Annotated in this window: 21 protein-coding genes; 15 read left to right on the forward strand and 6 right to left on the reverse strand. The window is 66.2% G+C overall.

The annotated features are described in order from the left end of the window. The first annotated feature begins 66 nt into the window (after positions 1-66). From SMN802W_RS0102445 to SMN802W_RS16230, 3 genes are read left to right on the forward strand one after another with little or no spacing between them, the layout of a single operon-like run. Complete coding sequence (locus tag SMN802W_RS0102445; protein ID WP_037522954.1) at positions 67-1,347, forward strand: Xaa-Pro dipeptidase; 1,281 nt, start codon at positions 67-69, stop codon at positions 1,345-1,347. A gap of 54 nt (positions 1,348-1,401) precedes the next feature. After that, a complete protein-coding gene (locus tag SMN802W_RS0102450; RefSeq protein ID WP_019515299.1) occupies positions 1,402-1,851 on the forward strand; it encodes a DUF983 domain-containing protein in 450 nt (149 codons plus the stop codon). Beyond that, positions 1,826-2,275 carry a c-type cytochrome gene (locus SMN802W_RS16230; protein ID WP_051083440.1) on the forward strand — a complete coding sequence of 150 codons (450 nt, stop codon included), beginning with the start codon at positions 1,826-1,828 and terminating at the stop codon, positions 2,273-2,275. Before SMN802W_RS0102450 ends, SMN802W_RS16230 begins: the two co-directional genes overlap by 26 nt. A 3-nt stretch (positions 2,276-2,278) precedes the next feature. Here the strand turns inward: SMN802W_RS16230 and SMN802W_RS0102460 are convergent, their stop codons facing one another. Continuing rightward, the gene (locus SMN802W_RS0102460) at positions 2,279-3,286 is read right to left on the reverse strand and encodes a ligase-associated DNA damage response exonuclease (protein ID WP_019515301.1); all 1,008 of its coding nucleotides are present in this window, start codon (positions 3,284-3,286) and stop codon (positions 2,279-2,281) included. Between the two features lie 90 nt (positions 3,287-3,376). On the opposite strand from SMN802W_RS0102460, the gene SMN802W_RS0102465 reads away from it, so the two are divergent. The 5 genes from SMN802W_RS0102465 (at position 3,377) to pdeM (ending at position 9,182) form a co-directional block, all read left to right on the forward strand. After that, positions 3,377-3,556: a hypothetical protein gene (locus tag SMN802W_RS0102465; protein WP_019515302.1), complete on the forward strand. Its 180-nt coding sequence runs from the start codon at positions 3,377-3,379 to the stop codon at positions 3,554-3,556. Between the two features lie 41 nt (positions 3,557-3,597). Further along, positions 3,598-6,015: a ligase-associated DNA damage response DEXH box helicase gene (locus tag SMN802W_RS0102470; protein WP_019515303.1), complete on the forward strand. Its 2,418-nt coding sequence runs from the start codon at positions 3,598-3,600 to the stop codon at positions 6,013-6,015. Positions 6,016-6,203: 188 nt separating this feature from the next. After that, a complete protein-coding gene (locus SMN802W_RS16235) occupies positions 6,204-6,992 on the forward strand; it encodes a retroviral-like aspartic protease family protein (protein ID WP_162139985.1) in 789 nt (262 codons plus the stop codon). A 67-nt stretch (positions 6,993-7,059) separates the two neighbouring features. Beyond that, entirely contained in the window at positions 7,060-8,463 is a 1,404-nt protein-coding gene (locus tag SMN802W_RS0102480; protein ID WP_019515305.1) for a M20/M25/M40 family metallo-hydrolase, read from the forward strand. A 56-nt stretch (positions 8,464-8,519) separates the two neighbouring features. Further along, positions 8,520-9,182 carry a ligase-associated DNA damage response endonuclease PdeM gene (pdeM, locus tag SMN802W_RS0102485; protein WP_019515306.1) on the forward strand — a complete coding sequence of 221 codons (663 nt, stop codon included), beginning with the start codon at positions 8,520-8,522 and terminating at the stop codon, positions 9,180-9,182. On the opposite strand, the gene SMN802W_RS0102490 is transcribed toward pdeM, so the two are convergent. Then, a complete protein-coding gene (locus SMN802W_RS0102490; RefSeq protein ID WP_019515307.1) occupies positions 9,179-10,408 on the reverse strand; it encodes a UbiH/UbiF/VisC/COQ6 family ubiquinone biosynthesis hydroxylase in 1,230 nt (409 codons plus the stop codon). The genes pdeM and SMN802W_RS0102490 overlap by 4 nt on opposite strands. A gap of 108 nt (positions 10,409-10,516) precedes the next feature. Here SMN802W_RS0102490 and SMN802W_RS0102500 point away from each other — a divergent pair, with 108 nt between their 5' ends. Beyond that, positions 10,517-12,832, forward strand: a complete 2,316-nt coding sequence (locus tag SMN802W_RS0102500; RefSeq protein WP_026325658.1) for an FtsK/SpoIIIE family DNA translocase — start codon at positions 10,517-10,519, stop codon at positions 12,830-12,832. Between the two features lie 36 nt (positions 12,833-12,868). On the opposite strand, the gene SMN802W_RS0102505 is transcribed toward SMN802W_RS0102500, so the two are convergent. Beyond that, positions 12,869-13,564: a dienelactone hydrolase family protein gene (locus SMN802W_RS0102505; protein WP_026325659.1), complete on the reverse strand. Its 696-nt coding sequence runs from the start codon at positions 13,562-13,564 to the stop codon at positions 12,869-12,871. 149 nt (positions 13,565-13,713) lie between these two features. On the opposite strand from SMN802W_RS0102505, the gene SMN802W_RS0102510 reads away from it, so the two are divergent. The 6 genes from SMN802W_RS0102510 to SMN802W_RS0102535 are packed head-to-tail and all read left to right on the forward strand — an operon-like array spanning position 13,714 to position 19,259. Continuing rightward, positions 13,714-13,950: a DUF6489 family protein gene (locus tag SMN802W_RS0102510; protein WP_019515311.1), complete on the forward strand. Its 237-nt coding sequence runs from the start codon at positions 13,714-13,716 to the stop codon at positions 13,948-13,950. After that, on the forward strand, positions 13,947-15,227 hold the full coding sequence (gene mnmE, locus SMN802W_RS0102515; protein ID WP_019515312.1) for a tRNA uridine-5-carboxymethylaminomethyl(34) synthesis GTPase MnmE: 1,281 nt from the start codon (positions 13,947-13,949) through the stop codon (positions 15,225-15,227). The genes SMN802W_RS0102510 and mnmE overlap by 4 nt, the downstream gene beginning before the upstream one ends. After that, the gene (mnmG, locus tag SMN802W_RS0102520) at positions 15,228-16,961 is read left to right on the forward strand and encodes a tRNA uridine-5-carboxymethylaminomethyl(34) synthesis enzyme MnmG (RefSeq protein WP_019515313.1); all 1,734 of its coding nucleotides are present in this window, start codon (positions 15,228-15,230) and stop codon (positions 16,959-16,961) included. It begins immediately after the preceding gene. Further along, positions 16,958-17,584 (forward strand): 16S rRNA (guanine(527)-N(7))-methyltransferase RsmG, encoded by a 627-nt coding sequence (gene rsmG, locus SMN802W_RS0102525; protein WP_019515314.1) that lies wholly within the window; start codon positions 16,958-16,960, stop codon positions 17,582-17,584. The genes mnmG and rsmG overlap by 4 nt, the downstream gene beginning before the upstream one ends. Beyond that, positions 17,566-18,351, forward strand: a complete 786-nt coding sequence (locus SMN802W_RS0102530) for a ParA family protein (RefSeq protein WP_019515315.1) — start codon at positions 17,566-17,568, stop codon at positions 18,349-18,351. The genes rsmG and SMN802W_RS0102530 overlap by 19 nt, the downstream gene beginning before the upstream one ends. Further along, positions 18,348-19,259, forward strand: coding sequence for a ParB/RepB/Spo0J family partition protein (locus SMN802W_RS0102535; protein ID WP_019515316.1), 912 nt, complete (start codon positions 18,348-18,350; stop codon positions 19,257-19,259). Before SMN802W_RS0102530 ends, SMN802W_RS0102535 begins: the two co-directional genes overlap by 4 nt. A 6-nt stretch (positions 19,260-19,265) precedes the next feature. On the opposite strand, the gene holA is transcribed toward SMN802W_RS0102535, so the two are convergent. From holA to leuS, 3 genes are read right to left on the reverse strand one after another with little or no spacing between them, the layout of a single operon-like run. Beyond that, positions 19,266-20,273 carry a DNA polymerase III subunit delta gene (holA, locus tag SMN802W_RS0102540; protein WP_019515317.1) on the reverse strand — a complete coding sequence of 336 codons (1,008 nt, stop codon included), beginning with the start codon at positions 20,271-20,273 and terminating at the stop codon, positions 19,266-19,268. Continuing rightward, positions 20,270-20,779 (reverse strand): LPS assembly lipoprotein LptE, encoded by a 510-nt coding sequence (lptE, locus tag SMN802W_RS0102545; RefSeq protein ID WP_019515318.1) that lies wholly within the window; start codon positions 20,777-20,779, stop codon positions 20,270-20,272. Before lptE ends, holA begins: the two co-directional genes overlap by 4 nt. Next, positions 20,776-23,319 (reverse strand): leucine--tRNA ligase, encoded by a 2,544-nt coding sequence (leuS, locus tag SMN802W_RS0102550; protein WP_019515319.1) that lies wholly within the window; start codon positions 23,317-23,319, stop codon positions 20,776-20,778. Before leuS ends, lptE begins: the two co-directional genes overlap by 4 nt. Positions 23,320-23,329: the final 10 nt, after the last annotated feature.

Raw genomic sequence — 23,329 nt, forward strand, 5'->3', positions numbered from 1 at the left:
AGCGAAAGCACTTGTGCGTCGCCCGACGTACGGCAAGGTGTACGCAACAGGGGAAGGACCTAACCGATGCACCGTTTGCCCGCGCTTCTCGGCGCCGCCACGCTCGCGCTCTCGCCGCTCTCTGCCGAGGCACGCACCGTCGTCGTCACCGCTGCGCACATGATCGACGTGCTGGCCGGACGCCGCGTCGACGATGCGCAGGTGGTGGTGACCAACGGGAAGATCACCGCCGTCGGACGGCGCGGCGACGCGGTACCGGCCGGTGCGGAACGGATCGACCTAGGTGAGCGCACGCTGCTGCCCGGGCTGATCGACATGCACGTCCACCTGACCAGCGACCCGCGGCTGTCGGGCTATCGCGGGCTCGAGTTCACCGACAATTTCGCCACGGTTGTCGGCGTCGCCAATGCGAAAAAGACGCTCGACGCGGGCTTCACGACGGTGCGCAACGTCGGGTCGAGCAATTACGACGATGTGGCGCTCAAACAGGGGATCGAGGGCGGCTACGTGCCCGGACCGCGTATCGTCCCCGCGGGCTATGCGCTGGGCGCGACCGGCGGGCACTGCGACGCAACCGAGGCGCTGCCGCCCTCCTTTGCCGCCGTACCCAACCCCAGCGTCGCCGACACGCCCGACGGTTATCGCAAGCTGGTGCGCACGATGCGCAAATACGGCGCCGAGGTCATCAAGATCTGCGCCACCGGCGGCGTATTGTCAAAACGCGATTCGCCCGGCGCGCAGCAGATGAGCCTGGCCGAAATGCAAGCGGTTACCGCAGAAGCGCACATGCTGGGGATGCGGGTCGCCGCGCACGCGCACGGTACCGCCGGCATCAACGACGCGCTGCGCGCCGGTGTCGACACGATCGAGCACGCCAGCCTGGCCGACGCCGAATCGTTCAAGCTCGCTAAGGAACACGGCGCCTGGTTCAGCATGGACATCTACAACGACGACTACATTCTGGCCGAGGGCGCGAAGAACGGTGCATTTCCCGAAAGCCTGGAAAAGGAACGGTTGATCGGACGCAAGCAGCGCGAGACGTTCCGCGCCGCGCATGCCGCGGGCGTCAAGATGATCTTCGGCACCGACGGCGGCGTCTACCCCAACGGCGACAATGCGCGGCAGTTCGCCAAGATGGTCGAATGGGGCATGACCCCGATCGAGGCCATTCAAGCGGCGACGAAGAACGCCGCGGAGGCGCTGAACCGCAGCGATGTCGGCGCGATCGCGCCCGGCCGTTACGGCGACCTGATCGCGGTCGACGGCGATCCGCTCGCCGACGTTCGCACGCTCGAACGTGTCAGCTTCGTGATGAAGGGCGGTGAGGTCGATCGCGGCTCGCGCTGACCATCGCCTGTCGTCGCCCTCGCCTTCTCACGCCCGAACGCCCATCTACGCCACATGGACGAACCTGGACCCTCGACGACCCCACGCCCCTCGCCGCTCCAGTGGATCCTGCGCTGCGGTTTGAAGGGGCGCTGCCCGCGCTGCGGCGAGGGTCGCCTGTTCTCGTCGTGGCTGAAGATCGCGCCGGCGTGCGACCGCTGCGGGCTTGATTATCGCTTTGCCGCCGCCGACGACGGCCCCGCGTTCTTCTCGCTGTGCATCATCGCGCTGCCGCTGACCTTCGTCGTGGTGTGGATACAGGTGGCGTATGATCCGCCTGCCTGGGTGCATCTGGTCACCTCGGTGCCGATCATGGTGCTCGGCTGCCTGCTGCCGCTGCGCCCGATCAAGGGCTGCCTCGTCGCGTCGCAATACGTCAATCGCGCGCAGGAGGCAGGGACCGGCGGTTTGTGGGCGAAACTGGAAGGACGCGACGAGGATGCCGGCGGCAGTTCGTTCGACTAGCTTCACGCTCGCCGTGCTGCTTGCTGCCTGCGCCCCCGCCGAGCGCGACCGCGGCGTTTCGCCCGGCGCGCCGCTCGCCGCGCGCATTAAGGTGGCGGACACGCGACTGGGTCGCGCGGTGTTCCGCCAATGCGCAGCGTGTCACACCATCGACGCGGGTACGGGCGACCGCGACGGCCCGAACCTCCACGGCGTCACGCACGCGCAGGTCGGGCGCAACAGCGCGCGCTTCGGCTACACCGCCGCGTTGCAGTCGGTCGGGGGCGAGTGGACCTGCGCGAGACTAGATCACTGGCTGACCAACCCGGCGGCGTTCGCGCCCGGCACGTCGATGCACTTCCCAGGCCTGCGTAACGGGCTCGATCGCGCTGACGTCATCGCCTATCTTTACGCGAACGGCGGCGGAAAACCCGCCTGCCGCTAAGGTTCAGTCGTCTTCGTCCTCGAACCCGGCGAGCGCCAGCGCGCGTGCCCTGATCTGCCGCGTCATGCACCAATGGACCAGCGCATCCTCGCGCCCGTGCGTCACCCACACCTCCTTCGGGCTGATCTCCAGCAGCGTCGTCGTCAGTTCGTCCCAGTCGGCGTGATCGGACAGGATCAGCGGCAACTCGACGTTCTTCTGCCGCGCACGCTGGCGGACGCGCATCCACCCGCTCGCCATTGCGGTGATCGGATCGGGCAGCCGCCGCGACCAGCGATCGTTGAGCGCGCCGGGCGGGCACATCACGACGTGCCCCGCCATCTCCGCCTTTGGCGTGTCGGCGACAGGGCGCAACTCACCCAGCCGCACGCCCTGTTCGACGTAGAGGTCGCATAACCGCTGCAACGCGCCGTGGAGGAAGATCGGCGCCTCATGCCCGCGCTCGCGCAACTCCGCGATCACGCGCTGCGCCTTGCCGAGCGCATAGGCGCCGACCAGCACGCAACGCGTTGGATTGGCGTGAAGCGCGGCGATCAGCTTGTCGATCTCGTCGCCGGTGTCGGGATGGCGGAACACCGGCAGGCCGAACGTCGCCTCGGTCACGAACACGTCGCATTTGACCGGCTGAAACGGCGTGCACGTCGGATCGCTGCGTCGCTTGTAGTCGCCCGACACCACCACGCGCTCGCCGCGATAATCAAGCACGATCTGCGCCGAGCCGAGCACGTGACCCGCGGGCACGTAGCCGACCTCGACTTCGCCCATGCGGATCGTCTCGCCGTACTGCACCGGATTGGCGGATTGCTGGCCATAGCGCACGTCCATGATCGCCAGCGTCTCGGGCGTCGCCCACACCGCGCCATGCCCGCCGCGAGCGTGGTCGGCGTGGCCGTGCGTCACCAGTGCACGCGGCTGCGGCGTCGAGGGATCGATCCACGCATCGGCCGGGCGCACGTAGATGCCGTGAGGGTAGGGTTCGATCCAGTCGCCGAGAACGGGTGCGCGCGCCATGCGACGACAACCGGCGGCCGGGCGGGTGCGTTCCGGGATCGAATCGATTGGCGCGCACGTTGATCGGAAAATGAGATGGGAGACAGGCGGATGTTCGGTGACAGTCTGATGGCGATCGTCGTCATCCTCGGCTTCGTGGTGCTTGGCGGCGCGATCCTGTTCGCGAAGACGCGCAACAAGCAGACGCCGGAGGACTTCCGCCGCACGGAGGAAGCCACACGGCGCAACTATCACGAGCAATCGGCCGAGGACCGCGCGCGCACGCCGTGATCCCGCTTGCCTGATGCGACCCGCTGCGGTCGAGTGACCGCGTGAGCGAACCCGATCCATTACCCGCCCCGCTCGCGCGCTGGTTCAAGGCGCGCGGATGGCAGCCGCGCCGGCACCAGCTCGACGTGTTGGTCGAGGCGCGGCGAGGCCGATCCGCGCTGCTGGTCGCGACCACCGGCGCCGGAAAGACGCTCGCGGGATTCCTCCCCACGCTCGCCGATCTGATCAATCAACCGACCGAGGGACTCCACACACTCTACGTCTCGCCACTCAAGGCACTAGCGGTCGACATCCAGCGGAATCTCGTCGCGCCGATCGACGAGATGGGGCTCGACATTCGCGTCGAGACGCGCACCGGCGACACGCCGTCCGATCGCAAGGCACGACAGCGCGTCAAGCCGCCGCAGATTCTGCTCACCACGCCCGAATCGCTGTCGTTGCTGCTCAGCTATCCCGACAGTTTCACGATGTTCGCCAACCTGCGCACGATCGTCGTCGACGAGGTCCACGCCGTCGCCACCGGCAAGCGTGGCGACCTGTTGGCGTTGTGCATGGCGCGATTGCAGCGGATCGCACCCGACATGCGCCGCGTCGCGCTGTCCGCGACCGTCGCCGATCCCGACGGCTACCGCGCCTGGCTCGCCCCCGACGGTGACATAGACACGGTGAGCCTCGTGCAGGGCGAAGGCGGTGCCGACCCCAATATCGCAATCCTGCTGCCCGAAGATCGCGTGCCTTGGGCAGGTCATTCGGGCCGCTATGCCGCCGCACAGGTGATGGCGCAGATCGCGCAGCACCGAACCAGCATCATCTTCTGCAACACCCGCAGCCTCGCCGAACTGATCTTCCAGGATTTGTGGAAGTCGAACACCGACCAGCTGCCGATCGGCATCCATCACGGCAGCCTAGAGAAAGAAGCCCGTCGCAAGGTCGAGGCGGCAATGGCGTCGGGGCGACTGCGCGCCTTGGTCGCGACCTCCAGCCTTGACCTGGGCGTCGACTGGGGCGACGTCGATTGCGTCATACAGATGGGCGCCCCCAAGGGATCGTCGCGACTGCTCCAGCGGATCGGACGATCGAACCACCGGCTGGACGAATCGTCGCAGGCGCTGGTCGTGCCGGGCAATCGCTTCGAATACCTTGAGGCGCGCGCCGCGTTGGATGCGGTCGAGGCCGGTGAGCTCGACCCCGACATCTTCCGCATGGGAACGCTCGACGTGCTCGCGCAGCATTTGATGGCATGCGCCTGCGCCGCATCGTTCGCGCAAGAGGCGATGCTCGACGAAGTCCGCTCCGCGCTACCCTATTCGGCGCTGACAGACGAGTTGTTCGACCGCGTACTCGGCTTCATCCGGGACGGTGGCTACTCCTTGCGCGCCTATGACCGCTTCAAGCGGCTCAGCCAGGACGCGAACGGCGAGTGGCGCGTCAGCCACCCCCGCTTCATCGCGCAGCATCGCCTCAACGCCGGAATCATCATCGAGGCGACGATGCTCAAGGTGCGTTTCCGTAACGGCCGCGCGCTCGGCAAGGTCGAGGAAGGATTCGCCTCGACGCTCTCGCACGGCGACACCTTCTTCTTTGCCGGGCTAAGCCTCGAGGTCGAGAAGATCGACACCGAGGATCTGATCGTCCGCGCTACCAGCCGGCCTGCGCGCATCCCGAAGTATGGCGGCAGCCGGATGCCGCTCTCGACCAGCCTCGCCGACCGTGTCCGCGGCTTTCTTGCGACGCCGTCGGAGTGGCACCGCTTCCCGCCCGACGTGCGCGAGTGGCTCGAAATACAGGAACGACGCTCGACGCTGCCGCGCCCCGACCAGCTGCTGGTCGAGACGTTCATGCGCGAGGGGCGCCATTATCTGGTCGCGTACAGTTTCGAGGGCTGGAACGCGCACCAGTCCCTCGGCATGCTCGTCACCAAACGAATGGAGACGATGGGTCTGAAGCCGCTCGGCTTCGTCGCGAACGACTATGCGCTGGCGTGTTTCGGGCTGGAAAAGATCACCGATCCTGCGGCGCTCTTCTCCGCCGACATCCTGGAGGACGAGTTCGTCGACTGGGTCGAGCGCTCGCACCTTTTGAAGCGCGCGTTCCGTGAGGTGGCGGTGATCGGCGGATTGGTCGAGCGCCAGCATCCGGGCAAGCGCAAGACCGGCAAGCAGGTCACCTTCTCGACCGACCTGATCTATGACGTGCTGCGCCAGTATGAGCCTGGCCACGTCCTGCTGCAGGCGGCGTGGAACGACGCGCGCGCGCGAATGACCGACGTCGGGCGCCTCGCCAGCCTGCTTGAGCGCGCCGCCGACACGATGGTCCACGTCGACCTGCCGCGCGTTTCGCCGCTGGCGGTGCCGGTGCTGGTGCTGATCGGGCGTGAGCGCGTCTCGACCAGCAGCGCCGACGATGCGCTGTTGATCGAGGCCGAAGCGCTGGCGCAGGAGGCGATGACGCTGGAATAATGCGCGCGCGTTGACCCGCGCCGTAACAGGCGTAGCATCGCGACATGGAGAGGCTGGCCGCCCTGTTGCTCGGGCTTGTCGCGTGTGCCGCACACGCGCAGGTACCCGACGCTGCGCCGCCTCCCGCCCCAACCGCGACCAGCGAACGACCCACCGACGATCTAAGCTTTGCGGAGGTGGATCGCCGCATGACCGTACCGGTTCAGATCGCGGGTGCCGGACCCTATCGCTTCATCATCGACACCGGTGCGCAACGCAGCGTGATCTCGCGCCAGCTCGCCCGGCGACTCGGCCTGCCCGCGGGTCGGCGCGTGCGGCTGACCGCAATGACCGGCACCAGTATCGTCGACACGGTCGTCATCCCGTCGCTCTCGGTCAGCACGCTGGGTGGAGAGCGCATCGAGGCGCCCGCGCTCGACGGTGTCGATCTTGGCGCGCTTGGGCTCCTCGGCATCGACACGTTGCAGCGCCATAGGCTGGTAATCGACTTCGATGAAGCGCGGATGAGCGTAACCGCCACCGACCGACGAGACCGCGCGGTGCGCGCAGCTCCCGGTGAGATCGTGATCCAGGCACGCAGCCTGTTCGGTCAGCTGGTCGTCACTAATGCGACGCTCAACGGCCGCCGTGTCCGCGTCGTGCTCGATACCGGCACCTCGATCAGCCTCGGCAATCGTGCGTTGCAGCGGATGCTGATGCGGCGCGGCAAGCAGGCGCAGACCGAGATGATCAGCGTGCTGGGCGACAAACTTACCGCGGACTACGCCGCGACGCGTGACCTGAAGCTCGGTAACGCGACGATCTCTGGATTGCCGATCGCGTTCGCCGACGCGGCGCCATTCCGCGCCTTCGCGCTCGATGACAAGCCGGCGTTGTTCCTCGGGATGGACGCATTGAGATTGTTTCGCCGCGTCGAGGTCGACTTCGCCAATCACGAACTTCGTTTGCTGCTGCCGCGCACGGTCGCCGCGCGCTGACGGACGTTGCACCGGAACGCGTCCGCTGCAACGTTGCAGTCAGGGATGTTTCGACAAGGGGATGGGAATGCGTGGGCTGCTCAACACGTTGCTGGCGACGGCAGGCATGATGCTCGGGGTCACTCCTGCCGCCGCGCAGACTCGCCCCGACGAGAAACCATTCTTCGACCTCTACAAGGAACTGGTCGAGACCAACACCGTCGTCGGCACCGGCAGCTGCACCAAGGCATCGACGCAGATCGCCTCGCGGTTGAAGGCGGCGGGTTACTCCGATCAGGACATCACGCTGTTCTCGGTACCCGACCATCCCAACGACGGCGGCCTGGTCGCGGTGTTGAAGGGCAGCGATCCCGCGGCCAAGCCGATCCTGCTGATGGGGCATCTCGACGTCGTGGAGGCGAAGCGCGCCGACTGGCAGCGCGATCCGTTCACGCTGGTCGAGGAGAACGGCTTCTATTACGGCCGCGGCACCGTCGACGACAAGGCGCAGGGGGCGATCTGGGCCGATGCGATGATCCGCTTCCGCCAACAAGGGTACAAGCCCAAGCGCACGATCAAGCTCGCGCTCACCTGTGGCGAGGAGACGACCTACGCCTTCAACGGGGCGCAGTGGCTGGCGCAGAACAAGCCCGATCTGATCGCGGCAGAGTTCGCGCTCAACGAAGGCGGCGGCGGGCGGCTCGACGCGCAGGGCAAGCGACAGCTGCTGGCGGTGCAGGTCGGCGAGAAGGCGGCGCAGAATTACACGTTCCTCGTCACCAACGCGGGCGGCCACAGCTCCGCGCCGCCACCCGACAACGCGATCTACGAACTCGCCGACGCGTTGAGGGCGGTTCAGGGCCATGAGTTCCCGGTAAAGTTCACCGACACGACCCGCGCCTTCTTCGCCGCGACCGCCAAGCGGATGGGCGGCGAGACCGGTGCTGCGATCACGCGATTGCTCGCCGACCCGAGCGACCACGCCGCCGATGCGATCGTCAGCCGCGACAAGACGCTCCACTCGACGCTGCGCACCACCTGCGTTGCGACATTGCTGAACGCGGGTCATGCCGAGAACGCGTTGCCGCAGCGCGCAACCGCGAACATCAACTGCCGCATCTTCCCGGGCGAGAGCGTCGACGGCACGCTCGCCACGTTGAAGACGCTCGCCGGTTCGAAGGTGACGGTTACCGCCAACCAGCCGATCCGCCCGACCGCGATCCCGCCGACACTCGATTCCAAGGTGATCGAGCCGATGCGCCGCGTCGCCGCCAAGCACTTCCCCGGCGTGCCGCTGCTGCCGCTGATGTCGACCGGCGCGACCGACGGGATCTTCTACGAAGCGATCGGCATTCCGGTATACGGCGCGCCCGGCACCTTCCTTGAACCCGACAACAACGGCACGCATGGATTGAACGAGCGCATCCGCATTTCCTCGCTCTACGCCTCGCGCGATTACCTGTTCGACTTGGTAAAGGCTTATACCGGCTGATCTTTCTTGCCATCACCGACTTGCTTGCACGGGTAAGCGTCGCGTAAGGGGCGCCGATGGTTCCCTTTTCGTTCGGCGGACATGACTGGCGCGCACTGGCGCAGGGGGCGTTGTTCTGGCCCGCGCGTCGTGCCTTGCTCGTCGCCGATCTGCATCTTGAAAAGGCAAGCTGGTTCGCGCGCGCGGGGCAGATGCTGCCGCCGTACGATTCACTCCGCACGCTCGCCGACCTGACCGCGCTCGTCACCACGACCGCAGCAGAGGAAGTCTGGTGCCTGGGCGACAGCTTCCACGACATCGGCGGGTGCGACCGCCTGCCACCGCCGGCACGCGAGATGCTGACGGCGTTGACCGGCGGCACGCGCTGGACCTGGATCACCGGCAATCACGACCGCGTATTGGTCGACCGTTGCGGCGGCGCGGTGTGCGATGAAGCGGAAGTCGACGGCATCGTGCTGCGTCACGAAGCGCGCGCCGACGAGGCGCGGCCCGAGCTATCCGGCCACTTCCACCCGAAGCTGCGCGTGCGCGTCCGCGGCAAGCTCGTCGCACGGCGCTGCTTCGTCGCGACCGAGCGCAAGCTGATCTTCCCCGCCTTCGGCTCGTTGACCGGCGGGCTCGACGCGACCCACCCTGAGATCGTGCGCGCAACCGGCAAGCGGGCCGAGGCGCTGGTCGCGCTCGACGACCGCCTGTTGCGCTTTCCGCTCGCCGCCTAGACGGGCATCCCCATCAGCAGCCGCGGCAGCTGCCCGCTCTCGCCTCGGGCCTCGGCCATGAAGCGCTCCTTCAACGGCGCGATTGCATCGACCGCGCTGATCCCGAACCGCCGCACTGCGCTCGCGGTCTTGCCGGGAATGCCGAACAGCCGGGTCAGCGTGTCGGTCGCGAACGACACCGCAAACGTGTCAACGCTACGCCACTGCTCGTAACGCGCGAGCAGCTGCGCGTCGCCCGCCTCCAGCCCGAGCCGGCGACCTTCGACCAGCACCTCGACCAACGCGGCGACGTCGCGGAAGCCCAGGTTCAGCCCCTGCCCCGCGATCGGATGGATACCGTGTCCGGCATCGCCCACCAGCGCCAGCCGCGTATCGGTGACCCGCGTCGTGTGATGAAAGCCGAGCGGGTATGACGCCCGCGGGCTCGGCGCCGACAGCGCGCCTAGGAACCCGCCCATCCTTTTCTGCGCCTCGGCGAGGAAGCCACGGTCGCCGAGCTTGAGCATGCCCGGTGCGTGGGCCTTTGCCACCGTCCACACAATTGCCGAGCGGTGCCCGACCTCATCGTCCGGCAGCGGCAGCAGCGCGAAGGGGCCTGAAGGATAGAAGATCTCGAACGCGATATTTCCGTGCGAACGTTCGTGATGAAATGCGCCAATGATCGCGGCATGATCATACTGCCACCGTGCGACCTTGATCCCGCTCGCCTCGCGCGTCGGCGAGTTACGCCCCTCTGCCGCCACGAGCAGGTCGGCGGTAATGACACTGCCGTCGGACAAGGTCGCAGTAACGCCGTCTAGATCGCGCTCCACCGCAGTCGCGCGTGTCCGCATCCTCAGGTCGACACCGTCTGCCGCCGACGCCGCTTCGAACAGGGTCGTGCGCAGCAGGCGGTTCTCGTACATCGTGCCGAGCGGCTCGTCCTGTTCCCCCGGGATGAAATCGAGCTTGCCCGGCGCCAGTCCGTCGCTGACGCGGATGTGCCGGATCGCACAGCCCTGCCCGCGCAACCGCTCGCCGACGCCGATCACGTCGAGCAGACGGTGGCTGGCACTCGCCACCGCGGAGGCGCGCCCATCGAACCCGGCGGACAGGATCACGTCGGGGTTCGCGGGATCGACGACGATCGTGCTGAGACCCGCCTGCGCCAGCGCGATCGCCAGCGTGCTGCCGACCAGCCCGCCGCCCAGGATCAATACATCTGCGTGCGCGGAAGCGTTGTTCATGCGCCACGCTGTACCCATCATCGCGGCGCCTGCCAACGTCGCCGGCTTGACGAAAACCCGAGGTCGGCAGATGGTTTACGCGTTTCAATACATCGCTGGGGATTGATGATGGCGACCCGTGCAACCGCACCTTTGTGGCGCGAGACGGTGAAGGCAGGTGCGCTGCGTAGCTGGTCGCTTGCGGTCGCGATTGCGCTGTTCATCGCGACCGCAGCGATGGCGCTCGCACTGGCGAGCTATCATCCGGGCGACAGCTCGCTCAACACCGCGGGTGGCGGCGTCGACAATCTGCTGGGGCCACTCGGCGCGTGGTTCGCCGATATCGCATTGATGCTGTTCGGCCCGGCCGGTGCGCTGCTGCTGCCGGTCGGCCCGATCGTCGCGCTGCGGCTATGGCGTGACGAGCCGGCGGGGGCGTGGGGTCGGATGCTGCGCGCAGCGATGGTCGGGGTGATGCTGATGGCGGTGGCGCTCGGCTGCGTCGCGCCGGGTGCCGTTCCCGCGCTGCCGTTCGGCTGGGGTGGCGCGATCGGGCTTGCGGTCGTTGCCGCCGCGCGTTGGAGCTTGGCGTTCGCGAACAACGCAGCGGTCAGCTGGTGGGCGTTGGTTGCACTCGGCTTCGTGACCGGACTGGCCGGCGTGATCGTCTGGGGTCGCAGCCTTGAGATCGATTTCGGCCGCTTCGCGCGTCGTCGCATTCGCGCGCGCAGCGACGACGATTACGCCTGGGACGAGGAAGATGAAGAGCAGCTGGAGGAGAGCCAGGCCCTCTCCTCCCCACCGTCGCGCCGCGAGACGCATGTCGAGGCACCGGCTGATCTGGGCGATCGCGCCCCGCCCGTCATCGGCGAGCGCAAGCTGGCGCCGACCGCGGCCAAGCCGAAGGCGGCATCGGCCCCGACCGGCGAAGCGCGCGGCGATTACGTGCTGCCGACGCTCGACATGCTCAACCCCGCGCCGGTTTCCACCTCGGGTCCGGTCGACAAGGCCGGGCTCGAGCGCAATGCGCGATTGCTCGAAACCGTGCTCGACGACTTCAACGTCAAGGGTGACATCGTCGAGGTTCGCCCCGGCCCCGTCGTCACCATGTACGAACTGGAACCCGCACCCGGTATCAAGGCCAGCCGCGTGATCCAGCTCGCCGACGATATCGCGCGCAACATGTCGGCGATTTCGGCGCGTGTCGCGGTCATCCCCGGCCGCAACGTCATCGGCATCGAACTGCCCAATCAGAAGCGTGAATCGGTGTCGCTGCACGAGCTCGTCGGATCGCAGACGTTCGACGACCTGACCGCGCAGCTGCCGGTGATTCTGGGCAAGAACATCGCTGGTGATCCCGTCATCGCCGATCTTGCACCGATGCCGCACCTGCTCGTCGCGGGTACGACCGGGTCGGGCAAGTCGGTCGGGCTGAACTGCATGATCCTGTCGTTGCTCTACCGGCTCACGCCCGATCAGTGCCGGATGATCATGATCGACCCCAAGATGCTCGAACTGAGCATGTACGATGACATCCCCCACCTGCTCTCTCCGGTTGTCACCGATCCGGCCAAGGCGGTCCGCGCGCTCAAATGGGCGGTCGAGACGATGGAGGACCGCTATCGCCAAATGTCATCGGTCGGCGTGCGCAGCCTTGCCAGCTTCAACGAGAAGGTGCGTGCGGCAAAGGCGAAGGGCTCGCCACTCGGTCGCCGCGTCCAGACCGGATGGGACGAGCATGGCCGACCGGTGCATGAGGAAGAGCAGCTAGACTATGACGTGCTGCCGCAGATTGTCGTCGTCGTCGACGAGCTCGCCGACCTGATGATGACCGCGGGCAAGGAGGTGGAGTTCCTGATCCAGCGGCTGGCGCAAAAGGCGCGCGCGGCGGGCATCCACCTCATCATGGCGACGCAGCGGCCGTCGGTCGACGTCATCACCGGTGTCATCAAGGCGAACCTGCCGACGCGCATCTCCTTCCACGTCACCTCGAAGATCGATTCACGCACCATCCTCGGCGAACAGGGCGCGGAGCAACTGCTCGGCAAAGGTGACATGCTCTACATGCCTGGCGGCAAGGGCATCGTCCGCGTCCACGGTCCTTTCGTCAGCGACGATGAGGTGCAGGCGGTCACGGACCATTGGCGCGCGCAGGGCGCACCCGATTACATCAACTCGGTCACCGAGGAGCCCGAGCAGAGCTTCGCGCTCGACGGTGCGCCGACCGGCGAGGATACGGCGGAGGATCAGCAGTACCGCGCCGCGGTGGCACTGGTGTGCTCGAGCCAGAAGGCCTCGACCTCGTGGATCCAGCGGCAGCTGCGCATCGGCTACAATTCCGCCGCGCGCCTGATCGAGCGGATGGAGAAGGATGGCGTGGTCAGTCGTCCCGATCACGTCGGTCGGCGCGAGGTGCTGCGCGACACCGACGGACAACCGGTCTGATTGACGGGCGGGGTTCCGACACCCCGCCCCATGTCTTCAACCGAGATGCTCGGCGAAGAACGCCATCGTCCGCTCGTCCGCCGTCTTCGCCGACTCATCCGAGCGCCGGTCGCCAAACTCGGTTGCGAAGCCGTGGTCCTCCCCCGGATAGTCGTGCAGCGTCACCTTGGGATGATCGTCCAGTCCTTCGTGCATCTTCGTCTGCGTGTCCTTGTCGACGAAGCCGTCGTCACCGGCGATGTGGAGCAGCAGCGGATTGGCGATCGCGTGCTTCTCACCCAACAGGCCGTCGACACCAACTGCGTAATAGCCAACGCTCGCGTCCACGTCGGTGCGCGCCGCGGTCATATACGCCAGACGCCCGCCCAGGCAGTAGCCGACCGCACCGACCTTGCGACCGCCGCTCGCATCGCGTGCGTAACGGATGGCCGCCTCGATATCGCGCACGCCCGCATCCTGATCGAAGTCGCCCATCAGCGACAGCGCGCGCTCCGTTTGCGGCTTGATGTCCGGGTCAAGCTCGATGCCAGGCTCGATCCGCCAGAACAGGTCGGGCGCGATCGCGAGATAGCCCGCCTCGGCCAGGGTGTCGCACTTGCGCCGAATCCCTGCGTTGATGCCGAAGATCTCCTGGATGACGACGATCGCGGCTTTCGGAGTTCCCGCTGGTTCGGCGCGATAAGCGGGCATCCTTTGGCCATCGAGCGTATCTAAAGTGACGTTGCAGGTCATGGTCGTCTCCGTCGATTGCCGCAGCGCTCTGCCGCTACCATCTAGCGCCTAGCGGTGGTCGCAAAGGGTTTGCAACGGGCGAACGTTGCCGCATCGCCGACGCTTCGGGCATGGTGCGCACTTGGCCGTACCGATCATCGGAGGATTGCGTGAAAGTCACGATCGAAGTCGAATGCACACCGGAGGAAGCGCGCCGGGCGATGGGACTTCCCGATCTTTCCCCCGTCCACGACCGCTATCTGGCGCAGGTGCAGGACGCGATGGAAAACGGCGGTGTCTCGCCCGAGATGCTCAACACGATGATGAAAAGCTGGGCTCCGATGAGCGAGGCCGGGACCGATTTCTGGCGCACGATGTTCAACGCGGCGGCAAAGCCCGGCAGTTGACGGATACGATCTTCGCCGTGTCGAGTGGCGGGCCACCGGCCGCCATTGCCGTGATGCGCGTCAGCGGCCCGGCAGCGTTCGACGCAGTTCGGCAATTGACGGGCGCGCTGCCCACGTCCCGTCGAGCGTCGTTGCGCACCCTGCGTAACCAGGCGGGTGTCTCGCTTGATCGTGCGTTGATCCTTACCTTCCCCGGTCCGACGACCGCAACCGGCGAGGATTTGGCCGAGTTCCATCTGCACGGCGGGCGCGCCGTCGTCCTAGCGGTCGAGCAAGCGCTGGCCATCCTCCCCGGTCTACGTCCCGCAGTAGCGGGAGAGTTCACCCGCCGCGCACTCGAGAACGGGCGGCTCGATCTGGCTCAGGCGCAGGGTCTCGCCGATCTGCTCGCCGCCGAAACCGAGGGCGAGCGCAAGGCGGCATTTGCGGCGACCGAGGGAGAGATCAGCCGCGCGGTCACCGGCTGGCTGTCCCGCATCGCGCAGGCGTCTGCGCAGGTCGAAGCGCTGCTCGATTACAGCGACGAGGACGATGTCGCCTCGGCGGATTATGGTTCAGTCGCGGCCGAGATCGAAGCGATGACGCGCGACATCGCCGCGGTGCTCGATCGACCCACGGTGGAGCGCCTGCGCGAAGGCATCACCGTCGTGCTCGCCGGACCTCCGAACGCAGGCAAGTCCTCGCTGTTCAATGCCCTGCTGTCGCGCGATGCCGCGATCGTCACGCCGCAGGCCGGGACGACCCGCGATACGATCGAGGCGGTTGTCCAGCGTGCGGGCATCGCATTCACGCTGATCGACACGGCAGGCTTGCGGGAAGAGACGGTCGATCCGATCGAACAACTCGGCATCGCGCGCACGGATCAGGCGATCAGACGCGCCGACCTCGTCCTTTGGCTCGGAGCGCCGGGGGAAGCTCCCGCCCGATCGATTCGCGTTCATGCGCGTAGCGACGTGCCCGGACGAGAGACGGTACCAGTCGGCTCGGTTGCGACGTCAGCTAACGTTTCGGCCAGCGTTGCACATCTTTGGACGCATCTCCAACAGCGCGCGACAGAGATCATCCCGCCACCGGCGACTGCACTGCTTCATCGACAACAAAGGACCCATGTAGAGGCGGCACATGCTGCGCTTCGTCACGCCATGGTTGAAAGCGATCTGCTGTTGGTGGCAGAGCAGCTGCGCATTGCGAGGGTCCATTTGGCATCACTGCTGGGCATCGACGCCACGGAGGCGATGCTCGATGCCTTGTTCGCCCGCTTCTGCGTTGGGAAATGAATGTTCCACGTGAAACACGACTATGATGTAATCGTCATCGGCGGCGGGCACGCCGGCACCGAGGCCGCTGCCGCGGCGGCGCGCCGCGGGGCTGCGGTCGCTCTGCTGACACAGCGACCAGATCGCATGGGCGCCATGTCGTGCAATCCATCAATCGGAGGGCTTGGCAAAGGGCATTTAGTTCGCGAGGTAGACGCCTTTGACGGACTAATGGCCCGCGCGAGCGATGCCGCGGCGATCCATCACCGGATGCTCAACAGGAGCAAGGGGCTGGCGGTCCAGGGTCCGCGTATTCAGGCTGATCGCGGCCGCTACCTCGCCGCGATCCAGGGCCTGCTTGCCCCGCAGCCTGGCCTCACCATCCTTGCCGGTGAGGCCGCGGAGCTCCTGCTGGATCATGATCGAGTCATGGGTGTCATGACCGTAGAAGGTCAGCGGCTGCATGCATCGGCCGTGGTGCTCGCGACTGGCACCTTCCTCGGTGGCCGACTGTTCCGCGGCGATGAACGGCACGAGGGTGGCCGTGTTGACGAGGCTCCGGCAAACCGCCTCGGTCAGCAGTTGCGCGCGTTGTGCCTCCCGATCGGGCGGCTGAAAACCGGCACCCCGCCACGCCTTGATGGGCGCTCAATCAATTGGGCACGGCTTGAGCCGCAATCCTCGGACGAGGACGGGTGGACGATGTCGCCGATGTCACCCCACCGCCAATTGCCGCAGGTCGCCTGCGCGATCACCCGAACGACGCAGGCAACGCACGACATCATTCGCGCCGGCCTGTCCACGTCGCCGCTTTTCGGTGGTGCGATCGAGGGACAGGGTCCGCGCTATTGTCCCTCGATCGAGGACAAGGTGCACCGCTTCGGCGACCGTAAAGGTCACCAGATATTCCTCGAGCCAGAAGCGCTGGACGACGCCACCGTCTATCCCAACGGCATCTCGACATCGCTCGCCACCAGCGTGCAGGCGGCGATGATCCGTTCGATCACCGGCCTGGAGCATAGCCGCATCATCACGCCGGGGTATGCGGTCGAATATGACTATATCGATCCGCGCGCGCTCGACCACAGGCTGCACCTCGCTGCGCTCCCCGGCGTGTTCTGCGCCGGACAGATCAACGGCACGACCGGCTATGAAGAGGCGGCAGCGCAGGGCCTCGTCGCGGGCCTGAACGCCGCTGCGCGCGCGCTCGATCTCGCGTCGGTAAAGCTCGATCGTGCGACCAGCTACATGGGCGTGATGATCGACGATCTGGTGTTGCAGGGCGTCAGTGAACCCTACCGGATGCTCACCGCGCGCGCCGAGTTTCGCCTGTCGCTGCGCGCCGACAATGCGGAGATGCGCCTGTCATCGATGGCGATGGAGCTTGGCTGCGTCTCTCACGAACGACGTGACCATATCGAACGGCGAGCGGAACAGCGCGAGCGGGCACGTGCCGGCATCATAACCGACATCCCAACCGATCTGCTTCGCGAGGTAGAAGAGGATGCGCGCTACGCCCCCTATCTCACGCGGCAGGCCGAGGAGATCGAGCGGATGCGCAAGGACGAGCACGTCGCGCTGCCACCGAGCAGCACATGGCGTGACATTCCCGGATTGTCGAACGAGATGCTTGAACGACTGACCAGTGCCGCGCCGCAGACGCTGGCCGAGGCATCGCGTGTTCGAGGCGTCACACCTGCTGCCTTGTCGACGCTTTGGCTGCATGCGCGCAAATTACAACGGCCGGTGGCATGACCGAAGAAGAGGCGCGCAACTGGATCGAACAGCGGTTCTCGCCGGCGAAGGTCGAGCGACTGGCGCGATTGGTCGAGATTGTCGGCGACGAAACCGCGCGACAGAATTTGATCTCGCCGTCCACCATCCCGCTGATGTGGTCGCGTCACATCGTCGACTCGGCGCAGTTGTTGATGTTGGCACCTCGCGATGCACATAGCTGGGTCGACGTCGGCACCGGCGCAGGTTTCCCCGGGATGGTCGTGGCCGTTCTCTTCGATGGTGACATCACGATGATCGAGCCGCGAGCGAAGCGCGCCACCTTCCTGCGCGACATGGCAGCCGCATTGGGAACCGACGCGACCGTGCACCAGGCGCGCGCGGAGACAGCCCCGATCAACCGCGCCGACATCATCTCCGCTCGCGCCGTCGCAACTGTCGACGCACTGTTCGGCATGACCGCACAATATCGTTCGGCGTTAACCACTTACCTGCTTCCCCGCGGTCGATCGGGTCAGGACGAGATTGCTAAAGCGCACGCTGCATGGCACGGAACGTTCCACGTGGAACAGAGCATCACTGATCCCGCATCCACCATTCTGATCGCGACAGGAGTACGCCCCAGATGTTCTGCATCGCGATAGCCAACCAGAAGGGCGGCGTCGGCAAGACGACAAGCGCGATCAACCTCGGCACCGCGCTCGCCGCATCGGGTCATCGCGTGCTCCTGATCGATGTCGATCCGCAGGGTAATGCATCGACCGGCCTGGGGATCGGACACGCGCTGCGGACTCGGTCGAGCTACGACGTCCTGATCGACGCTGGCGGGCTCGATCAGGCAGTGGTGCACACCGCAGTGCCGAAGCTTGACATCGTTCCAGCAACGGTGGACCTTTCGGGTGCCGAGATCGAACTTGTCGAGCTCGATCAGCGTACCCACCGGCTTCATATGGCGCTTGAGCAGAGCCGCGGCGACTGGGACATCGTGTTGATCGATTGTCCTCCCTCGCTCGGGCTCTTGACGATCAATGCGATGGTTGCGGCCGACGCCCTGCTCGTGCCGTTGCAATGCGAGTTCTTCGCGCTCGAAGGCTTGAGCCAGCTGCTCAGCACGGTCGAGCGGATCCGTGCGCGTTTCAATCCCGCGCTGTCGATCATGGGCGTAGCGCTGACGATGTACGATCGTCGCAATCGCCTGACCGAGCAGGTATCAAGCGATGTTCGCGCCGTGCTGGGCAAGGTCGTGTTCGAGACCGTGATCCCGCGCAACGTGCGTCTGTCCGAGGCCCCGAGCCACGGCCTGCCCGCTTTGATCTACGATCACCGCTGCAGCGGCTCGGAAGCCTATATGGCGCTCGCACGCGAGTTGATCGTGCGCCTGCCCAAGGTCGAGGCGGAGGTGGCCGCATGAGCGAGACGGCAACGCGGCGCAACCGCGGCGGACTTGGACGCGGGCTCGGTGCCCTGTTGGGAGATGTCGCGCGCGACGAACGCGAGGCGAGCGCCGGTGGCGACGCACGCGCGTCGGTTCGCGTCATTTCGGTCGGTGCGATCGCGCCGCATCCGGAACAGCCGCGCCGTCATTTCGACGAGACCAAGCTGGAGGAACTCGCCGCGTCGATCGCAGAGCGCGGGATCATCCAGCCGATCGTCGTGCGTCCACACGGGCATGGTTACCAGATCGTCGCGGGCGAACGCCGCTGGCGTGCGGCGCAACGCGCTCGGCTGCACGAAGTACCGGTCGTCATCCGCGACTATTCGGACAGCGACACGCTGCAGATTGCGCTGGTCGAGAACATCCAGCGGCAGGAACTGAACGCGATAGAAGAGGCGGAAGCGTACAAGCGCCTATTAGGAGAATTCGGTCACACGCAGGAAGCGCTCGCGAAGGTCGTCCACAAATCGCGCAGCCACGTCGCCAATCTGCTCCGGCTGCTCGATCTTCCCGCCACGATTCAGTCGCAGGTGGTCGATGGATCGCTGTCGATGGGTCATGCCCGCGCCATCATCACCGCACCCGATCCCGCCGCGCTGGCCAGCCAGGTGGTGACCAAGGGCCTGTCGGTGCGGCAGACCGAGAAGCTCGCCAGCACGGGCAAGAAACGCAGCAAAACGACGCGCTCGGCGGCACCTGAACCGATCGTCGGCGATACCAGCAGCGCCGATATAGCGGCGCTGGAAAACCAGCTCGCCGATCTGCTCGGTCTCAAGGTGAAGATCAGCTTCACCCCGGCTGGAAACGGGACGATCGCGCTTGATTACAGCACACTCGAGCAACTCGACATGGTGTGCCAACGCTTGAGCGGCGAAGGTATCTGAGCGCGCTCAGCGCCGCCGAGTGAGTGTCAGCAACTGCTGGTCGGCGATCGTCCGGCCGGCTGCCCCACGCGCCATCACCTCGCGCTCGGTTTCGCGGACTATATCGAGCGCGCGGGTCAGTCGGTGCACGTTCCAGCGCTGCAAAGCAGCGATGGTTGCCCCTTCCTCACGCCAGAACACGCGGAAGCGCTTTACGACCTGTCCTGCGCCCTCCCCGGCATCGACCGCGGTACGCATCTCGGCAAGGTTCGCCAACCGTCGCGCCAGCGCGCGTAACCACGGGATCGGTGATGCATCACTCCCCTGCATCGGACGCAGTGCCGCGATCAGCGCTGGCGCATCACCCGCGATCACGGCCTCGACGATCGGACTAATCTCGCCTTCGTCCAAGTCTGCGCCGATCTCCGCCAGATCGGCTGCACTTGCGTCACGTGGATGGTCTACGCCTGCATCAAGATAAAGCGCCAGTTTCTCGACCTCCGACGCCATGATCGCGCGGTCGCCGTCACTCGCCCGCACGATCCGTGCCGCTACCCCTGCGCCCAGACGCAAGCCTTGCTCGCGCGCCATACTCGTCACTAGGCTCTCGGCGTTGTTACCCTCGGGCGGATAGCAGGCAAAGCTCATCGCGCGGTCAGCGGCGAGCGCCAGCTTGACCAGGCGGCCGGTCGCCTTGATCGTCGGCGCGGTGATGATGACGGGATTGCCCGCGCTCGGCGCCTCCAGCAGCGCCTCGACTGCGTCGCCGCTCTCCTCGCCCGCGCCCGCCACGCGAATGAAACGCCGCTCACCGAACAGCGACATCGAGGCAGCCTCGTCGGCCAGCTTGGCTGGATCGCTGCGCAACTGACCGGGTTCCAAATCAACCCGCTCGACACCATCGCCCATGGCGCGTGCAAGGCGCGCCGCAAATGCGAGTGCGCCCGCTTCATCCGGTCCGTGAAGCAAAAACAGGCGTATATCGCCGCCGCCCCGGTCGAGCGCCGCGATCAGCTGCGCCTGGCTCGCCTTCACGGCTGCGGCTGCGCGCGACGCCTCGCGTAAAGTGCCAGCCGCGCGACAATCTGATCGGCGAGCATGACGGACAATCGCTCAAGCGCGGTATTCTCCGCCGCCACGACCGCATAGTCGCTCTGCACCACGTCGATGCCGACATCCGACCCCGCCGTCTGATCGAGCACCACCGTGCCTTGCGCGGAGTCGATCAGCTGATAGCGCGCGCGCAACGTCCGCCGCTCACGCGTAACGCTGTTGTCGCGGCGGACGCCCAGGCCACGGATCTGATCGTCGAGCTTCACGACCAAGCGGTAAGGCGCCCCACCGCCCGACACTGCGCCAAGCCGATCGTTCAGCGCGTTGGTCATCAGCCAGCCCGCCTTGCCCTCGATCGGATCGACCGAAACCTGCCCGATCGCGCGCGACACCGGGCCATTGCTGCCCCCGGAGTATAGCGGCTGCAATCCGCAACCGCCCAGCAGCATTGTCGACATCAGCACGGTGAGTGGAGCCAGCCGCATCATGCGACGATGTTCACGAGGCGATCGGGCACGACGATGACCTTACGCGGCACCTTGCCCTCGATCGCGCGTGCGACCTTCTCGCTCGCGAGCGCCGCCGCTTCGACCACGTCCTTCGTCGCACCCTTCGCCATTACCAGCGTGTCGCGCAGCTTGCCGTTGACCTGAACCGCAATCGTCACCTCGTCATCAACCAGCAACGCTGGGTCCACCTCGGGCCAAGCGGCATCGGCAACAAGGCCGGCGTTGCCACGGCCAGCCCATGCCTCTTCGGCCAGATGCGGCACCATCGGCGCGACCAGCCGGAGCAACGTGTCGACGGCATTGCCACGCGACGTGGACGGCGGCGCCTTCTCGATCGCACTGGTGAGCTCGTACAGCTTCGCCACCGCCTTGTTGAACGACAATGCCTCGATATCGGCGGCGATGCCTGCGATCGCCTGATGCAGCTTTCGATCAAGCGCTATGTCGGTCGCGTCACTCGGCTGCGCCTCGGCATCGACTAGCCGCCACAGCCGCTGGACGAAGCGCCATGAGCCTTCGATGCCATTTTCGCTCCACTCCAAGTCGCGCTCGGGCGGCGAGTCGGACAGCATGAACCAGCGTACCGCATCGGCGCCGTACTGATCGACGATCGGCTCGGGATCGACGGTGTTCTTCTTCGACTTGGACATCTTCTCGACGCGACCACGGATGATCGGGATCGATGCCCCATCTGGCGTCTCGAACGAGAGTGCTCCGCCCTCGCCCACCGTCAGGTCGGTCGGCGATACCCACAATCCGCTTGGCGGACCATCGTGGTCGGCAATGTCGAGCCGGTAGGTCTCATGCGTCACCATGCCCTGCGTGAACAGCCCGGTGAACGGCTCCGCCACGTCGAGCATCCCGACATGGCGCAACGCACGTGTCCAGAAGCGCGCGTAAAGCAGATGCAGGATCGCGTGTTCTACCCCGCCGATATACTGACCGACCGGCAGCCACGATGCCGCGACATCCGGGTCGAACGGCCTGTCGTCGGGCGCACTGGCGAAGCGGATGAAGTACCACGACGAATCCGCAAAGGTGTCGAGCGTATCGGTATCACGTCGCGCGTCGGCGCCGCATGACGGACAGGCGACATGCTTCCACGTCGGATGGCGATCGAGCGGGTTGCCCGGCACGTCGAAGCTGACGTCCTCGGGCAGCACCACCGGCAGTTGCGCGCGCGGGACCGGCACCTCGCCGCACGCGTCGCAGTGGATGATCGGGATCGGCGTGCCCCAATAGCGCTGGCGGCTGACGCCCCAGTCGCGCAGGCGATAGACTGTCGTCCCCTCGCCCCAGCCCGCTTCCTCGGCCCGCGCGATCACCGCGCGCTTAGCGTCCTCGACGTTCATGCCGTCCAACTCGCGCGAGTTCACCAGCACGCCTGGGCCGGTATAGGCGGCGTCATCGTCGAACGTCGCACCTGTCCGCTCGCCGTCCGCCACCACGCGGCGGATCGGCAGCCGGTATTTGGTCGCGAACTCGAAATCGCGCTGGTCGTGCGCGGGCACGCCGAACACCGCGCCAGTGCCATATTCCATCAGCACAAAATTGGCGATGTAGACCGGCAGCTCACCCGCGCCGAGCGGATGCGCCGCAGTCAGCCCAGTGTCGAAGCCGAGCTTCTCCTGCGTTTCCAGCTCCGCCGCGGTCGTGCCGCCCTGCTTGCAGTGCTCGATAAAGGCAGCGGCGTCGGCGTTGTCGGCCGCAAGCGCCTGCGCGATCGGGTGATCCGCCGCTACCGCGACGAAGCTGGCGCCGTAGATCGTGTCGGGCCGCGTCGTGAACACCTCGACGCTGCCGCCGTTCGACAGCGCGAACCGGAACTGGAGGCCGCGGCTGCGGCCAATCCAGTTCTCCTGCATCAGCCGGACCTTGTCGGGCCAATGCTCCAGGCTGCCGAGTCCGTCGAGCAGTTCGTCGGCGAAGTGCGTGATCTTCAGGAACCACTGCGACAGCTTGCGCTTCTCGACCAGCGCGCCCGAGCGCCAGCCGCGCCCGTCGATCACCTGCTCGTTGGCAAGCACGGTCATGTCGACCGGGTCCCAATTGACCGCCGATTCCTTGCGATAGACGAGCCCCGCCTTGTAGAACTCTAGGAACAGCGCCTGCTCATGCCCGTAATAATCGGGCTCGCACGTCGCCAGCTCTCGCGACCAATCGAGCGCAAAGCCGAGCCGCTTCAGCTGTGCCTTCATCGTCGCGATGTTGGCGCGCGTCCAGTTGCCCGGGTGGACGCCCTTCTCCATCGCGGCATTCTCGGCCGGCATCCCGAACGCGTCCCACCCCATCGGGTGAAGCACCTCGTGCCCCGTCATGCGGCGATAGCGCGCCAGCACGTCGCCCATCGTATAGTTCCGCACATGCCCCATGTGGATCTTCCCTGACGGATAGGGGAACATCTCGAGCACGTAGCTCTTGGGCTTGGCACTATGATCGTCGGCAGCGAAGGTGCGGCGCTCGTCCCACACCTGTTGCCAGTGCGCGTCCGCCTTCAGGGCATTGAACCGGGAAGCCATGCGTATCGAT

The sequence above is a fragment of the Sphingomonas sp. Mn802worker genome, from assembly GCF_000382485.1.
Classification (GTDB): Bacteria; Pseudomonadota; Alphaproteobacteria; order Sphingomonadales; family Sphingomonadaceae; genus Sphingomonas.

Coding starts and splice junctions, on each gene's coding strand:
- leuS (WP_019515319.1), bottom strand. CDS start 23,319: ATGGCTTCCCGGTTCAATGCCCTGAAGGCGGACGCGCACTGGCAACAG.
- SMN802W_RS0102465 (WP_019515302.1), top strand. CDS start 3,377: ATGTTCGGTGACAGTCTGATGGCGATCGTCGTCATCCTCGGCTTCGTG.
- SMN802W_RS0102535 (WP_019515316.1), top strand. CDS start 18,348: ATGAGCGAGACGGCAACGCGGCGCAACCGCGGCGGACTTGGACGCGGG.
- SMN802W_RS0102505 (WP_026325659.1), bottom strand. CDS start 13,564: ATGACCTGCAACGTCACTTTAGATACGCTCGATGGCCAAAGGATGCCC.
- SMN802W_RS0102530 (WP_019515315.1), top strand. CDS start 17,566: ATGTTCTGCATCGCGATAGCCAACCAGAAGGGCGGCGTCGGCAAGACG.
- SMN802W_RS16230 (WP_051083440.1), top strand. CDS start 1,826: ATGCCGGCGGCAGTTCGTTCGACTAGCTTCACGCTCGCCGTGCTGCTT.
- SMN802W_RS0102460 (WP_019515301.1), bottom strand. CDS start 3,286: ATGGCGCGCGCACCCGTTCTCGGCGACTGGATCGAACCCTACCCTCAC.
- lptE (WP_019515318.1), bottom strand. CDS start 20,779: ATGATGCGGCTGGCTCCACTCACCGTGCTGATGTCGACAATGCTGCTG.
- SMN802W_RS16235 (WP_162139985.1), top strand. CDS start 6,204: ATGACCGTACCGGTTCAGATCGCGGGTGCCGGACCCTATCGCTTCATC.
- mnmG (WP_019515313.1), top strand. CDS start 15,228: ATGTTCCACGTGAAACACGACTATGATGTAATCGTCATCGGCGGCGGG.
- SMN802W_RS0102490 (WP_019515307.1), bottom strand. CDS start 10,408: ATGAACAACGCTTCCGCGCACGCAGATGTATTGATCCTGGGCGGCGGG.
- pdeM (WP_019515306.1), top strand. CDS start 8,520: ATGGTTCCCTTTTCGTTCGGCGGACATGACTGGCGCGCACTGGCGCAG.
- SMN802W_RS0102445 (WP_037522954.1), top strand. CDS start 67: ATGCACCGTTTGCCCGCGCTTCTCGGCGCCGCCACGCTCGCGCTCTCG.
- SMN802W_RS0102500 (WP_026325658.1), top strand. CDS start 10,517: ATGGCGACCCGTGCAACCGCACCTTTGTGGCGCGAGACGGTGAAGGCA.
- SMN802W_RS0102450 (WP_019515299.1), top strand. CDS start 1,402: ATGGACGAACCTGGACCCTCGACGACCCCACGCCCCTCGCCGCTCCAG.
- SMN802W_RS0102480 (WP_019515305.1), top strand. CDS start 7,060: ATGCGTGGGCTGCTCAACACGTTGCTGGCGACGGCAGGCATGATGCTC.
- rsmG (WP_019515314.1), top strand. CDS start 16,958: ATGACCGAAGAAGAGGCGCGCAACTGGATCGAACAGCGGTTCTCGCCG.